The 15,901-nt window shown below is 39.3% G+C and carries 9 protein-coding genes; 8 read left to right on the top strand and 1 reads right to left on the bottom strand.

The features are described from left to right. Position 1 precedes the first annotated feature (1 nt). The 8 genes from AC6H0J_RS03925 to AC6H0J_RS03890 all read left to right on the top strand — a co-directional run bounded on the left by AC6H0J_RS03925 (position 2) and on the right by AC6H0J_RS03890 (position 15,338). A complete protein-coding gene (locus AC6H0J_RS03925; RefSeq protein WP_497512869.1) occupies positions 2-3,178 on the top strand; it encodes a hypothetical protein in 3,177 nt (1,058 codons plus the stop codon). Positions 3,179-3,482: 304 nt separating this feature from the next. Then, a complete protein-coding gene (locus AC6H0J_RS03920) occupies positions 3,483-3,959 on the top strand; it encodes a hypothetical protein (protein WP_118817283.1) in 477 nt (158 codons plus the stop codon). A 20-nt stretch (positions 3,960-3,979) separates the two neighbouring features. Then, positions 3,980-6,520, top strand: a complete 2,541-nt coding sequence (locus AC6H0J_RS03915; protein ID WP_497512868.1) for a cell wall anchor protein — start codon at positions 3,980-3,982, stop codon at positions 6,518-6,520. A 354-nt stretch (positions 6,521-6,874) separates the two neighbouring features. Next, a complete protein-coding gene (locus AC6H0J_RS03910) occupies positions 6,875-7,351 on the top strand; it encodes a hypothetical protein (protein WP_497512867.1) in 477 nt (158 codons plus the stop codon). A gap of 20 nt (positions 7,352-7,371) precedes the next feature. Beyond that, a complete protein-coding gene (locus tag AC6H0J_RS03905; RefSeq protein WP_497512866.1) occupies positions 7,372-10,350 on the top strand; it encodes a cell wall anchor protein in 2,979 nt (992 codons plus the stop codon). 265 nt (positions 10,351-10,615) lie between these two features. Further along, positions 10,616-11,878 (top strand): TolC family protein, encoded by a 1,263-nt coding sequence (locus AC6H0J_RS03900; protein WP_114892384.1) that lies wholly within the window; start codon positions 10,616-10,618, stop codon positions 11,876-11,878. Positions 11,879-11,905: 27 nt separating this feature from the next. After that, positions 11,906-14,104 carry a type I secretion system permease/ATPase gene (locus tag AC6H0J_RS03895; RefSeq protein ID WP_497512865.1) on the top strand — a complete coding sequence of 733 codons (2,199 nt, stop codon included), beginning with the start codon at positions 11,906-11,908 and terminating at the stop codon, positions 14,102-14,104. A gap of 1 nt (position 14,105) precedes the next feature. Beyond that, entirely contained in the window at positions 14,106-15,338 is a 1,233-nt protein-coding gene (locus AC6H0J_RS03890; RefSeq protein ID WP_497512864.1) for an HlyD family type I secretion periplasmic adaptor subunit, read from the top strand. 67 nt (positions 15,339-15,405) lie between these two features. Here the strand turns inward: AC6H0J_RS03890 and nanQ are convergent, their stop codons facing one another. Then, positions 15,406-15,873, bottom strand: coding sequence for an N-acetylneuraminate anomerase (nanQ, locus tag AC6H0J_RS03885; protein ID WP_497512863.1), 468 nt, complete (start codon positions 15,871-15,873; stop codon positions 15,406-15,408). Positions 15,874-15,901 lie beyond the last annotated feature (28 nt).

Here is a 15,901-nt window from a genome sequence, read left to right as displayed (position 1 = left end):
TATGTCAAAAAATATTAGCGTAAAGATTAATAACGGTAATAAAACTCTTGAAACCGTCAAATTAAATTCAGCAAATCAAAAAGTTATCATCAAAGCACAACCTCATGTGAACTATGAATTGGTTGATGAAGCAACGCAATATGCCCCTGAAATGATCGACACCAAACGTGTTGGCAACGATCTTCATATTGCGTTTGAAGGCACCGATATCAATAAAGAAAGCGATTTAGTCTTAGAAGGCTATTATGAACATGATAATACTGAATTAGTATTAGGTATGGCCGAAGATGGGCAATACTATGCTTACGTTCCACAAAGTGGTGTAGAAAGCGATGCAGTGACATTACTTGCAGATCAAGTTTTTGCACCACAAGCATTAGGCGGAAACAGCGTCACTGCACCATTCTGGGCATTTAATCCAAGCTGGTTATGGGTAGCGGCTGGTGTAGCTGCTGTAGGTGGTATTATTGCGGCAGCAAGTGGCAGTCATGGTGGCGGCTCGTCAAATAACGCTAATAACAATAGCAATACTGCCAAAGACACAACAGCACCAGCTAAACCAACAGTTGAAGCGAAAGACAATGGATCTGTGGAAGTAACACCTCCAGCAGATGCGGATACCAAGTCTGTAGAAGTGAGCTACACAGATGAAGCGGGTATACCAAAAACTGCAACCTTGACTAAAGGTGAAGATGGCAACTGGACTTCAAACAACCCGGATGTTGCAGTAGACCCAGTAACTGGCAAAGCAACCATCCCAGCAGATAAAGTGAAAGATGGCTCTCAAGTGACTGCGAAAGCGACTGATACTTCAGGTAACACCGGTGAAGAAGGTACAGCGAATGCGGGTAATAATCCTGACACCACTGCACCAGCTCAACCGACTGTTGAAGCGAAAGACAATGGCTCAGTGGACGTAACGCCTCCTACAGATGCAGATACCCAATCTGTAGAAGTGAACTACACTGACGAAGCTGGCACACCGAAAACTGCAACCTTGACTAAAGGTAACGATGGCAACTGGACTTCAAATAACCCAGATGTTGCAGTAGATCCTGTTAGCGGTAAGGCAACCATTCCAGCAGATAAAGTGAAAGATGGCTCTCCAGTGACAGCGAAAGCAACTGACAACGCAGGTAACACTGGTGAAGAAGGTACAGCGAATGCGGGGAATAATCCTGACACCACGGCACCGGCTAAACCAACTATTGAAGCGAAAAAGAATGGTTTTGTTTATATTACTCCACCTGCAGATGCTAAATCGGTTGAAGTGCACTACATTGATGAAAAGGGAAATCCGCAAACAGTCACGATTACTAAAGATGCTGATAAAGGTTGGGTATCATCTAATCCAGAGAATATCTGGCTTAATTCAAAAACTGGCGAAATAACTCTTCTAGCACATAAAGTGAAAGGTGGCTCTCTAGTGAAAGCCTGGGCAACGGATAATAAAGGTAACACCGGTGAAGAAGCAACGAATACAGGTGAAGAAGCAACGGCAAATGCGGTTGACATTCCGGATACTTATGCGCCAAGCGATCCAAAAATAACTTATTTACAAGATCGTTCTGCAAGAGTAACAATGCCAAAAGAGGCCGAGGTTGGTGATTTTGTTGTAATTAAACGAAAGGCTTATAGAGATTACGATGATTCAGATGGAGAACAAGATGAGATTCATGCTGGTGAAACTTTAGCCACCTTGACTAAACAACAGGATGGTAGTTGGATTTCAGATAAACCAGAGAACGTGCCGAATGTTGATGCTGGCAAGGATAATACGATTATTCCAGCGAATAAACTTAAAGGATTCCAAAGTGTAGATGCTTATGCAGAGGATCCTGCAGGTAATTCAAGCCCAGTAAATTTAACTTATGGGTTGAATAACGAAATAGATTCTCCCAAGGTAACCGTAAAAACAGATGGCTTTGTGGAAATCACCCCTCCTGCAGCTCAAGACCTTAAGTCTATGAAGGTAAGATATACCGATAAAGCAGGGACAAAAAAAATCACAATCTTAACGAAAGGTGAGAACGATAATTGGACTTCGGACAACCCAGATGTGACGGTAGAACCCACGACGGGTAAAGCGATGATTTCAGCGGATAAAATACAAGCTGGTTCGACATTAAGTGCGACAGCGTTTGCTAATTCGGGTATAATTAGTAATTCGGGTGGCCAGACAGTAGGTAAAGCCCCTAAGACTCCTGCACCAAGCGCACCGGAAATCATTCCATCGACTACAGATGGTTCAGTCACCGTGAAAGTACCAGATGATGCAAAAGTAGGCGATATGGTTGACGTAAGCATAGTTCCTGAAAAGTCTGACATATTTTTAAACCCAGAGGATTCTAATATAGGTATCGGAGTGACTTTAACCAAAAATGCAGATGGTAGCTGGACTTCAAACAATCCTACAATGTTACCAAACATTGCAGCGGGCCAAAACAGCACAACCATTCCACAAGACCAAGTAAAAGATGGTTCGAATGTGAGCGCTCAGGCGAGAAATCCTGATTACAACTTTAGCGAACGGGTAACGGCTCAAGCGGGTGAAGATACTGGAGATGCTAAAGATCCTGATGAGGGTGGGTTATCATCTAATACTATAGATAGTAACGGTATGGGCAGTAGTGGTGATGACTATGCAAGCTTTGAGACTATTGCGGGCACCATTAATATGGGAGCGGGTAATGATATTCTTGAAGCGCGTTCTGCAGACTCTCCGTTCTTCTATTTATTCTCTACCACAAACATAGATATGGGCTCTGGCAATGATATCGTAAGAACATCTGGTGGTGTAGGAACAAAAGGATCTATTAATGGTGGTGATGATTTCGATACACTTGAGTTTGTGAATCGAGACGGCAAAGATATTATAACCTCTATTTCAGAGCTCTCTAACTTTGAGAAAATTGATATTAAAGGTACGTTAAACAACTCAGTTTTTATCCACAAAAGTGATGTTGAGAGAAACCACAGTGCTAAACCAATGGTTGATGATAGTGGTAAATCTCACAACAATGTGTTAATTATTGATGGTGATGAAGGTGATAAAGTGAATTTAAGTGAGATTAGCAAAGTTGCAAGCTCACAAGTTAATTATGAAGGCAAGACTTATCATGTTTACCACTCTGGTTCTAACGAACTCTGGGTTGATTCAGATGTTGCTGTTGGTTAATTTGTAACGTCTATTAGAAAAACGCACCTTCGGGTGCGTTTTTTATAAAAATCGAGAAAAGCAGGTTATGAAGTCACAAACTTCGAGCAAATTGATAATGCCAAATAGTCAATTACAGTTATTAAATAACAATCAAATCAATGAGTTAAAGCAAGCAAGCAAGCAAGCAAGCAAGCAAGCAAGCAAGCAAAATAATACAATCAATGAGTTAAAATTCGCCACCTCATCGCCCTGTGCGTACAATTTTCAAACAGCAAAATCGCGTTTGATTAGAACCTATAAGTATATTTTAAAGGACTTTATTATGAGACTTTCCAAACTTTTTACTGCAGCGATGGCAGCTTTCATGCTATCTGCTTGCTCATTAAACAACGAAAAATGGTCAAACTTTGATAATCAATCAACGAGTGTGACACCACAAGAAAATCATGCTGGCTTAGTTTTCTATCGCACTGATGCTGGAGCAAACCCAATCGCAGTCAATATCAAAGTAAATGGCGAATACCTGTCTTCTCTTCAAGTCGGGGGATTCACTAAAACTGAAATTTGTGCAAAACCGACCGCACTTGAAGCGCACTATGTTGCAATGAAGCCTGCAACAAACTTAACTGTCAATCTCGCGAAGCAATCTGTTCATTATTTCTACGTCGATACCTCTAATGCATCAAAACCACAATTAAAAGAGGTAGACGCAGCAACAGCACAAGAAGCTTTAAAAATGCTTAAGCATCAAGCTAATACTATTTCTCGTGTAAACAACACCGCTTGTGCAACTCATTAATCAATTAAGGGAGATTATTTATGTCAAAAAATATTAGCGTAAAGATTAATAACGGTAATAAAACTCTTGAAAGCGTCAAATTAAATTCAGCAAATCAAAAAGTTATCATCAAAGCACAACCTCATGTGAACTATGAATTGGTTGATGAAGCAACACAATATGCCCCTGAAATGATCGACACTAAACGTGTTGGCAACGATCTTTATATTGCGTTTGAAGGCACCGATATCAATAAAGAAAGTGATTTAGTCTTAGAAGGCTATTATGAACATGATAATACTGAATTACTATTAGGTATGGCTGAAGATGGTCAATACTATGCTTACGTTCCACAAAGTGGGGTGAAAAGCGATGCGGTGACATTACTTGCAGATCAAGTTTTTGCACCACAAGCATTAGGCGGAAACAGCGTCACTGCGCCATTCTGGGCATTTAATCCAAGCTGGTTATGGGTAGCGGCAGGTGTGGCTGCTGTAGGTGGTATTATCGCGGCAGCAAGTGGCAGTCATGGTGGCGGCTCGTCAAATAACACTACTGATAAACCTTCTGATAATAACGCTAAAGACACCACTGCACCAGCCAAACCGACAGTTGAAGCGAAAATGAATGGTTTTGTTTATATTACTCCACCTGCAGATGCTAAATTGGTTGAAGTGCACTACATTGATGAAAAGGGAAATCCGCAAACAGTCACGATTACTAAAGATGCTGATAAAGGTTGGGTATCATCTAATCCAGAAAACATTTGGCTTAATTCAGAAACTGGCAAAATAACACTTCTGGCACATAAAGTGAAAGGTGGCTCTCTAGTGAAAGCCTCTGCAACGGATAATCAAGGTAACACAGGTGAAGCATCAACGGAAAATGCGGTTAACATTATAGATACTTATGGTCCAACAGAACCAGACCTATTTCATTTAGAAGATGGTTCTCTATTAGCAACAATGCCAATAGAGGCCGACGTTGGTGATTCTGTTGTAATTAAACTAGGTATTTATAAAGACCGCAATGCTTGGGATTGGGATCCGCATAAGGGCGATATTGATTCTGCTGAAACTTTAGCTACCCTGACTAAACAACAGGATGGTAGTTGGATTTCAGATAAACCAGAGAATGTGCCGAATGTTGATGCAGGCAATACTAATACTATTATTCCAGCTAATAAACTTAAAGGATTCCAGATTTTACATATTTATGCGGTAGATCCTGCAGGTAATCAAAGCCGAGTAGAGTTGACTTATATTAATAACAATCTTTATGACAAAATAGGTTATGCAACAATAACCGTCAAAACAGATGGTTTCGTGGAGATTTCCCCTCCTGCAACTCAAGACCTTAAGTTGATGAAAGTAAGCTATACCGATAAAGCTGGTACACGAAAAATTACAAGCTTAACGAAAGGTGAGGACGGTAATTGGACTTCGGACAACCCAGATATGATGGTAGAGCCCGCGTCGGGTAAAGCGATGATTTCAGCGGATAAAATACAAGATGGTTCGAAAGTATATGTGAATTTGTTTGATAATTCGGGTATGAATACTTATTCACACCAGACTGTCAATAAAACCCCTGATACTACTGCACCAAGCGCACCGGAAATCATTCCATCGACTACGGATGGTTCAGTCACCGTGAAAGTACCAGATGATGCAGAAGTGGGTGATACTGTTATATTAGGCGTAGTCCCTGAAACTTCTAGTGTATTTTTGAACCCAGAGGATTCTGCTATATCTTCCTACCTGACTTTAACCAAAAATGCAGATGGTAGTTGGACTTCCAACAATCCTACAATGTTACCAAACATTGCAGCAGGTCAAAACAGCACAACCATTCCACAAGAAGAAGTGAAGGATGGTTCTAAAGTGACTGCTATGGCGATAGATCTTGCTGGTAACAGGAGCGCAGATGTAATGGCCCAAGCGGGTGAAGATACTAAAGTTCCTGATGAAGCTGGGGTATCATCTAATACTATAGATAGTAATGGTATGGGCAGTAGTGGTGATGACTATGCAAGCTTTAAGCAAATTGGGGGCTTCATTAATATGGGCGCGGGTAATGATATTCTTGAGGCGCGCTCTACAGAGATGCCGTTCTTCTTTCAAATCTTCGAAGCAATCGTAGATATGGGCTCAGGCGATGATATCGTAAGAACATCTGGTCCTATTCAGGATGATAACCCTTTTTACAAAGACATTTTTATTGATGGTGGCGATGATTTCGATACACTTGAGTTTGTGAATCGAGACGGCAAAGAGATTATAACTACGATCTCACTGATCTCTAACTTTGAGAAAATTGATATTAAAGGTACATTAAACAATACAATTAATATCCAAAAATATGATGTTGAGAGAAACCACAACGATAAACCAACGGTTGATGACAGTGGTCAATCTCACAACAACGTGTTAATTGTTGATGGTGATGAAGGTGATAAAGTGAATTTAAATGATATTAGTGAAGTGGCAAGCTCACAAGTTAATTATAAAGGCAAGACTTATCATGTTTACCACACCGATTCTAACGAACTCTGGATTAATTCCGATATTGCCGTTGCTTAATTTGTCACGTCTATTAGAAAAACGCACCTTCAGGTGCGTTTTTTGTAAAAAGAGAGAAAAGAAGGCTATGAAGTCACAAACTTCGAGCAAATTGACAATGCCAAATGGTCAATTACAGTGATTAAATAACAATAAAATCAATGAGTTAAAGCAAGCAAGCAAGCAAGCAAGCAAAATAATAAAATCAATAAGTTAAAATTACATTGTAAATAAAGTGTAAATTTTTTTAACTTTCCCTTCCTTTATTTAAAATTTGAGTTAAAATGCGCCACCTTATCGCCCTGTGCGTACAATTTTCAAACAACAACATCGCGTTTGCTTAGAACCTATAGGTATATTTTAAAGGACTTTATTATGAGACTTTCCAAACTTTTTACTGCAGCGATTGCCGCTTTCATGCTATCTGCTTGCTCATTAAACAACGAAAAATGGTCAAATTTTGATAATCAATCAACGAGTGTGGCACCACAAGAAAATCATGCTGGCTTAGTTTTCTATCGCACTGATGCTGGAGCAAACCCAATCGCAGTCAATATCAAAGTAAATGGCGAATACCTGTCTTCTCTTCAAGTCGGGGGATTCACTAAAACTGAAATTTGTGCAAAACCGACCGCACTTGAAGCGCACTATGTTGCAATGAAGCCTGCAACAAACTTAACTGTCAATCTCGCGAAGCAATCTGTTCATTATTTCTACGTCGATACCTCTAATGCATCAAAACCACAATTAAAAGAGGTAGACGCAGCAACAGCACAAGAAGCTTTAAAAATGCTTAAGCATCAAGCTAATACTATTTCTCGTGTAAACAACACCGCTTGTGCAACTCATTAATCAATTAAGGGAGATTATTTATGTCAAAAAATATTAGCGTAAAGATTAATAATGGCAATACAACTATTGAAACCGTCAAATTAAACACTTCAGCCAAAAAAGTTATTATCAAAGCACAGCCTAATGTGAACTATGAATTGGTTGACGAAACAACACAATATGCCCCTGAAATGATCGACACCAAACGTGTTGGCAACGATCTTTATATTGCCTTTGAAGGCACCGATATCAATAAAGAAAGCGATTTAGTCTTAGAAGGCTATTATGAACATGATAATACTGAATTAGTATTAGGTATGGCTGAAGATGGTCAATACTATGCTTATGTTCCACAAAGTGGTGTAGAAAGCGATGCGGTGACTTTGCTTGCTGATCAAGTTTTTGCACCACAAGCATTGGGCGGGAACAGCGTAACTGCACCATTCTGGGCATTTAATCCAAGCTGGTTATGGGTAGCCGCGGGTGTGGCTGCTGTAGGTGGTATTATCGCAGCAGCAAGTGGCAGTCATGGTGGCGGCTCATCAAATAACACTGCTGACAAACCATCTGATAATAGTGATAAAAATAATAACGCTAATAACAATACCGCTAAAGACACCACTGCACCAGCTAAACCAACTGTTGAAGAAGGTTCAGCAAATGCGGGTAATAATCCTGACACCACGGCACCAAGTGCACCACAAGTAACGCCATCAACCTCTGATGGCTCAGTAACCGTGAAAGTGCCTGACGATGCGCAAGTAGGTGATACTGTAGAAGTAACCGTAATTAGCGAAACCTCTGATACCCCCGAAAAAGTCACCTTAACTAAGAATGCAGACAGCAGCTGGACTTCTGATAAACCAGAAATCTTACCGAATGTTGATGCGGGTAAAGACAGCTCCACTATTCCACAAGATAAAGTGAAAGATGCTTCTGATGTAACGGCAGTAGCGAAAGACCCAGCGGGCAATAATAGTGCACTAGTAACGGCTCAAGCGGGTGAAAATGTAGATAAAACGGCACCAGCTAAACCAACTATTGAAGCGAAAATGAATGGTTTTGTTTATATTACTCCTCCAGCAGATGAAGATACTAAATCAGTTGAAGTGCACTACATTGATGAAGAGGGAAATCCACAAACAGTCACGATTACTAAAGATGCTGATAAAGGTTGGGTATCATCTAATCCAGATAATGATATCTGGCTCAATTCAGAAACTGGCAAAATAACTCTTCTAGCACATAAAGTGAAAGATGGATCTCTAGTGAAAGCCTCGGCAACAGATAATCAAGGTAACACAGGTGAAGCAGCAACGGAAAATGCGGTTAGCATTCCGGATACTTATGCACCAAGCCGGCCGGAACTGTTTTCTTTAGAAAATCGTTCTATAGGAGTAACAATGCCAAAAGAGGCCGAAGTTGGTGATTCTGTTGTAATTAAAGGAGATATTTATAAAGATGACGATAATCTGGATTTGGGGCAGGATGAGATTGATACTAGTAAAACTTTAGCTACCTTGACTAAACAACAGGATGGTAGTTGGATTTCAGATAAACCAGAGAACGTGCCGAATGTTAATGCTGGCGACACTAATACTGTTATTCCAGCTAATACACTTAAAGGATTCGAGGAGGTATATGCTTATGGGATAGATCCTGCTGGTAATCAAGGCCCATCGTCGGGAATTGGTCTTCATAGCGAAATAGCTTCGCCAAACGTAACCGTAAAAACAGATGGTTTTGTGGAAATTACCTATCCTACAGCTCAAGATCTTAAGTCTATGAAAGTAAGATATACCGATAAAGCTGGGACACAAAAAATCACAATCTTAACAAAAGGTGAGGACGGTAATTGGACTTCGGACAATCCGGATGTGACGGTAGATCCTGCTACGGGTAAAGCAATAATTTCAGCGGATAAAATACAACCTGGCTCACTAGTATGGGCGAAAGTGTTTACTAATTCAGGTATATTTAGTGATGAGGTTGGCCATGTAGTCGGTAAAAAACCTGATACTCCTACTCCTGCACCAAGCGCACCAGAACTTATTCCATCAACTACGGATGGTTCAGTCACCGTGAAAGTACCAGATGATGCAAAAGTGGGCGATGCTGTTGAAATAAGAGTAGTCTTTGAATATTCTGACATATTTTTGAACCCAAAGGATGCGGCTATGCCTTTCAACCTAACTTTAACCAAAAATGCAGATGGTAGCTGGACTTCAAGCGATCTTACGACGTTCCCAAACATTGAAGCAGGTCAAAACAGCACAACCATTCCGCAATACCACATAAAAGATGGCTCTTATGTGACAGCTCAAGCGAGGAATTCTGCGTACAACTATAGCGAACTGGTAACAGCCCAAGCGGGTGAAAATGCTAAAGATCCTGATGAGACAGGTGGATCATCTAATACTATAGATAGTAACGGTATGGGCAGTAGCGCTAATGACTATGCAAGCTTTGAGCGAATTGCGGGCACTATTAATATGGGCGCGGGTAATGATATTCTTGAAGCGCGTTCTACAGATTTACCGTTCACCTATGGATCCCTCTATGGAACCTTACAAGCTAGGATAGATATGGGCTCAGGTGATGATATTATAAAAACATCAGGTTCTATTTCGCGTTACTCTTTTTACAAAGAACTATCTATTGATGGTGGTGATGATTTCGATACACTTGAGTTTGTGAATCGAGACGGCGAAGCGATTATTACCTCGATTACATCGCTCTCTAACTTTGAGAAAATTGATATTAAAGGTACGCTAAACAACACACTTAATATCCAAAAAGATGATGTTGAGAGAAACCACAGTGCTAAACCAACGGTTGATGACAGTGGTAAATCTCACAACAACGTATTAATTGTTGATGGTGATGCAGGTGATAAAGTGCGTTTAAATGATATTAGTGAAATTGCAAGCTCACAAGTTAATTATAAAGGCAATACTTATCATGTTTACCACACCAGTTCTAACGAACTCTGGATTGATTCCGATATTGCTGTTAGTTAATTTGTAACGTGTATTAGAAAAACGCACCTTCGGGTGCGTTTTTTGTAAAAATCGAGAACGTTTGACTGCTTGATGCTGAATAAAAAGAGGTATAGCTGAGATGTTTTTAGCGCAGCTTTATGCAATATTTATCTTGAACACTGCCTTTACAAGCGGTTAAATTTTACGAGCAGTTTGCATCTTTAATTATTACTCTTAACTTATTTGAGCTATAATTAAACAGTTAAAAAATTTTATTTTGATTACTCTATAAGAGAGCCTTTCCATGAAACTTGTACATCATAAAATCATTGCATTGCTACTCCTTGGTGCATTGCAATCTCCATCTGCTTTTGCAGAAGAACTTGCTGATATTCTTCGCAATGCTTTGCGAAATGATCCTGCATTACTTGAGGCGAGCGCTAATACAGAAGGCGCTTATAATGAAATGGAAGCATCTAAAGCTGGGCACTATCCAACATTTTCGTTAACGGGACAAAATGTTGTCGCCCAGCAACATACTTCTAATAATGCCAGAATGCGTGATGATGTTGGCATTAAATCGCGTTTAAATTTATATGCTTGGGGTGGAATTCAAGCTGCTGTTGAGCGTGATAAACATAAAATGGAATATTATCAACATAAATATTATGAAACGCGCGAAGAATTAGCCAACACGATTAGCACTCTTTATTTAACCGCACTTCGTGCAAAAGAATCCATTGCAGTTGCGAAAAAAAATATTAAACGTCATGAGAAATTCTTAGCAGATTTGCGAGTAATTAGTGAATATGATTCTGGTCGTCGTTCAGAGATGACACAGGCACAATCCCGTTATTTACAAGCACAATCAACAGAAGCAAGTTTACAGAAAACGTTATCAGTTACTTTGAGTAAATTAAACAAATATAGCTCAAAACGTTTAACTGAAAAAGATATTGTCGATCCGTTTAATAAACAGAATTCAGCACAGCTTATTGCACTATTCGATAAAGTGCCAATCACTGAACATCCAAGTGTGAAAGCGCAAGAATCAGAATACAGTAGTGCATTATCGGATGCTGAAGTTGCAAAAGCTTCAAAATATCCCTCTATTAATTTAGAAGGAAGTGCAACTCGCCATGATAGAAGTGTTGCGGTAACGATGACTTGGGATCTTTATAATAAATCTGCTGATTATGCACTGGAGAAGAGCCACGCAGTAATACGATCTGCTAAAGCGCGTTCAGATGAGTTATTACGTGATATCCAGGAACGAGCAGAAACAGCAAAAGTGGATATGAAGCAAAGTGAGCAGCGCGCTAAAATTGTAAAATCACTGATTTCGACACAATCTCAAGTTGCTCAAGACTATGAGCAACAATTCTATATTTCTCACCGCACTTTGCTAGAAGTATTAGATTCTTATGCAGAATTAGCCGCAACAGAAACAAGTTATGTGGAAGCACAAAATGATTACCGCGATGCAGCTGTGGCATATTTATTGGCGAAAGCAAGTTTAGCAAAATGGGCAAAAATCCCAGATTTTAATGCAAATGGTCAGTTCTAAGTAGAAGGCATTTTGTAGATAAATTTTATGAATTCAATTATTAAACATTTAGCTATTGCAACAAAGCTACTCAATCAACCTGTTGCAGAAGAGGCGTTAGCCGCAAATGTCGCAAGGGATCGAAATTTAAATGCGAATATTCAATCACTTAGCGAAGTATTGCGTAGTTATGGATTTGAAAACCATATTTCTCGCCGTAAGTTAGTTGAGATTCCTTCACTAGCGATGCCAGTTATTATTATTTTACATAATGACGAAGCTGCTGTTGTGAGTGAGGTAAAAGGGCGTGGCGAAGAGCGTGTTTATGTTATTCGCCAAGGTGATGCGCCAGCACATGAGGTTAGCCATAAAGATCTTGAAGCACAATATTTGGGATTCTGCTGGTTTATTAAGCCAAAATTAACTGCGGATCACCGTTCTGAATTACCAGAATATCATTTACCAAAAGCCTGGTTCTGGAAGGTTATTGGTCGCTTTAAAAAATATTACTACCAAGTCATTTTAGCCTCTTTTTTAATCAACATTTTGGCATTGGTGAGTTCACTTTATGTGATGAATGTGTACGATCGAGTGATTCCAAACCAAGCATATTCAACATTATGGGTGTTAAGTATAGGCGTATTCTTAGCTATCACCTTTGAATTTATTGCTAAAATGATACGTTCGCATTTAACTGATATTGCTGGTAAAAAAGCAGATTTAATTGTCAGTTCGGCGCTTTTTAGGCGGGTTATGGCATTACGTTTAATTGAACGTCCAATTTCTTCAGGCTCTTATGCGAATAATTTACGCGATTTTGAGGCTGTGCGTGAATTTATGACAAGTGCTAGCTTATTGGTATTAGTTGATGCACCGTTCTTATTGCTTTTCTTATTTGTCATGTTTGTTATTGGTGGAAAATTGGTTATTGTACCTGCAGTAACTTGCGCTTTAGTATTGCTAATTTCTTTTGCAGTGCAGCCAACATTAGCAAAACGTATCAATGAAAGTATGAAAGAGAGCTCCCAACGTCAGGGCCTAGCGGTTGAAGCGGTAGAAGGCATTGAAACATTAAAGGTTAATAATGCAACTAACTGGGCTCAGCAGCGTTGGGATAGACTCAATGCTTTAACAGCTATCAGTTCAATGAAAGTTAAGCAGATCAATGAATTTGTTTCTAACTTTACAGTAGGGCTACAGCAATTAAATACCGTAGGTTTAGTTGTATTAGGTACTTATTTAATTCACGATGATGTCGTTGAAGCTCGTATTACAATGGGTGCGGTAATTGCTTCGGTAATCCTTTCTGGCCGCGCACTTTCATCTCTTGGGAAAATTGCAGGATTAGCCATTCGATATCAACAAGCTAAGAATGCACTCAAAGGTGTAAACTCCATTGTTGAAAGACCAATTGAACGAGATCCAGAACGTTCTTATGTAACACTTGATCAAGTACAAGGTCAGATAACCTTTAACAATGTCGTATTTAAATATAATAAAGATTCGCAACCTGCTATTGCAAACCTTAATTTAACCATTCGTCCAGGTGAAAAAGTTGCAATTTTAGGGCGAATCGGTAGTGGTAAAAGTACATTATTGAAATTAGCGAGTGGGCTATATGAGCCAACGGGCGGAAATATCTTGTTAGATAATGTAGATATTCGCCAAATTGATCCGAATTTCCTACGTGATAAAGTCACTTTACTTAATCAATCCCCACGTTTATTCCTTGGGACATTACGTGAGAACTTAGATTTAGCCAGAATGGATGGTTATTCAACAGACCAGGAATTGCTTGGTGCATTGCGTAATTTCCATTTAGATCAGTTGGTTCGTAACCATCCTAAAGGTTTGGATATGCCACTCGGTGAAGATGGTTTGGGGCTTTCTGGTGGACAAAAACAAATTGTTTCATTAGCACGTTTGACTTTACGTCATCCTCGTGTTGTTTTATTAGATGAACCCACAACAGGTTTAGATGAGCAAACTGAACAACAAGCGCTAGGCGTGTTATCTCAATGGGCTAGAGATAAAACCGTTGTAGTGGTGACGCATCGTTTACAAGTGTTACCAATGGTTAATCGTGTCGTTGTTGTTGATAATGGCCGTGTTGTAATTGATGGCCCTCGAGATGCAGTTATTGCAAAATTGCGTGAAAATGAAGAGCGACAAGCACAAGCAGCACAGGCAAAAGCTCAAAATGTTGCACAGGTTGCCGCTGAGAAAAAAGAAGAAAAAGGTGAGTAATATGTCAAATCAGCAAAGAGAAAATATCAATCAAGACGATTTAAAGCTGATTAACGATCTAAATGCAGCCTTACAATCGGAAAAACATACGGGTTATTTTTCAATAATTAGTTTATTTTTGTCTTTTATCATTGCTTTTATCATTTGGGCATATTTTAGTCCGCTCGAAGAAGTTACCCAAGGACAAGGACGAATTATTCCAAGTAGCCGTGAGCAAATAGTACAAAGCCTCGATCCAGGAACGATTCAAGAAATGTTAGTCAAGGAAGGAGATACCGTTGAAAAAGGGCAAATTCTCTTAAGATTAGATGATACCCGTAGTTCTGCTATTTTACGTGAAAGCCAAGCAAAAGTAGAAAACTTAGAAGCCATGGTAGCTCGTTTACAGGCAGAGGCCTACAACACAAATCTTGTTTTCCCTGACCATATTTCAGATGAATTAAAAAAGCGTGAAGAAGCCGCTTACGTTTCTCGTCGTAGAGCGATGGAAGAACAAGTTTCGGGTTTAAGACAAAGTAAAGATGCGCTTGAACAGCAAATAGCTATAGCAGAACCAATGGTAAAACGTGGCGTTATGTCACAAGTTGATCTTTTACGTATGCAACGTGATTCACATGATTTAGAAGCACAAATTACAGAACGTCAAAACCGTTATACAACAGATGCAAGTAATGAGTTAGTAAAAACAGAATCGGAACTCGCACAGGCTAAGGAAAATATGGCAATGCGAGCTGACCCCGTTGAACGTTCACAAATTCGTGCACCAATGAAAGGGATTGTAAAAAATATTCGCATTAATACGATTGGTGGAGTTGTTAATGCTGGGCAGGATATTCTTGAAATTGTACCGATTGAAGATAATCTTCTAGTTGAGGCTTATATTCGCCCGAATGATGTTGCATTTATCCGCCCTGGTTTGCCTGCAGTTGTAAAACTCACCGCTTATGATTATGCCATTTATGGTGGTTTACAAGGCGAAGTGACGTTAATCAGCCCAGATACATTAAGTGATGAAAAACATAATGCTAGTGAATTAAAGCTAAATATGAATAACGTGTATTATCGCATATTAGTGAAAACGTCAGGGAGCCATCTTGTTGATAAAAACGGGAACGAAATGCCAATTATTCCTGGGATGGTTGCAACAGTAGATGTTAAAACTGGTGAGAAAACAGTGTTTCAATATTTAATAAAACCAATTACGCGAATGAAACAGGCATTAAGAGAGCGATAAATTTAAAAGTGTGGTCAGAAAATATATAAATTTCTAACCGCACTTTTTCTTTAATGAATCGAAATAATTAAATCAATTCTACCGGTACTTTCACCACCAGTTTTTTCACAATAGTAGATTTACCGTTTACGGTGCAACCCGGTTTATGGGGTTCATAAGGGAAAAAGACGGCGAACATTTTTGGTAAAAGTGTCACGGTGATTTTATCTTCAATTTGTGGGGTTAATTGGTAATCATCTGCTTCATGATATTCATCGTATAAGCTAAGATTTGGATAAGTCGCGCTTACTTCAACATTTTCTTCACCACGAATAAGTAATTGAATATCTAGATATTTGTGGTGAAGTTCAGCCTGTTTGCTATCTGCTTCAACCGTATCAAATTCCATGACATTCATATAGACTTGCTCGCTTAAATCATGACGACCATTTTCTAATGCTTCAAGATCTAAAGTATTGAGATGATCGCAAATGTCTGCGATAACTTTTGGTAACCCCACTTTAAAATTTGGGTTATTTAATGCACTGATAATCATAGTATCTCCTTACGTATGTATTTCTATG

Source organism: Haemophilus sp. THUN1691, assembly GCF_059704425.1.
This window is presented reverse-complemented; position numbering and strand designations above follow the sequence as displayed.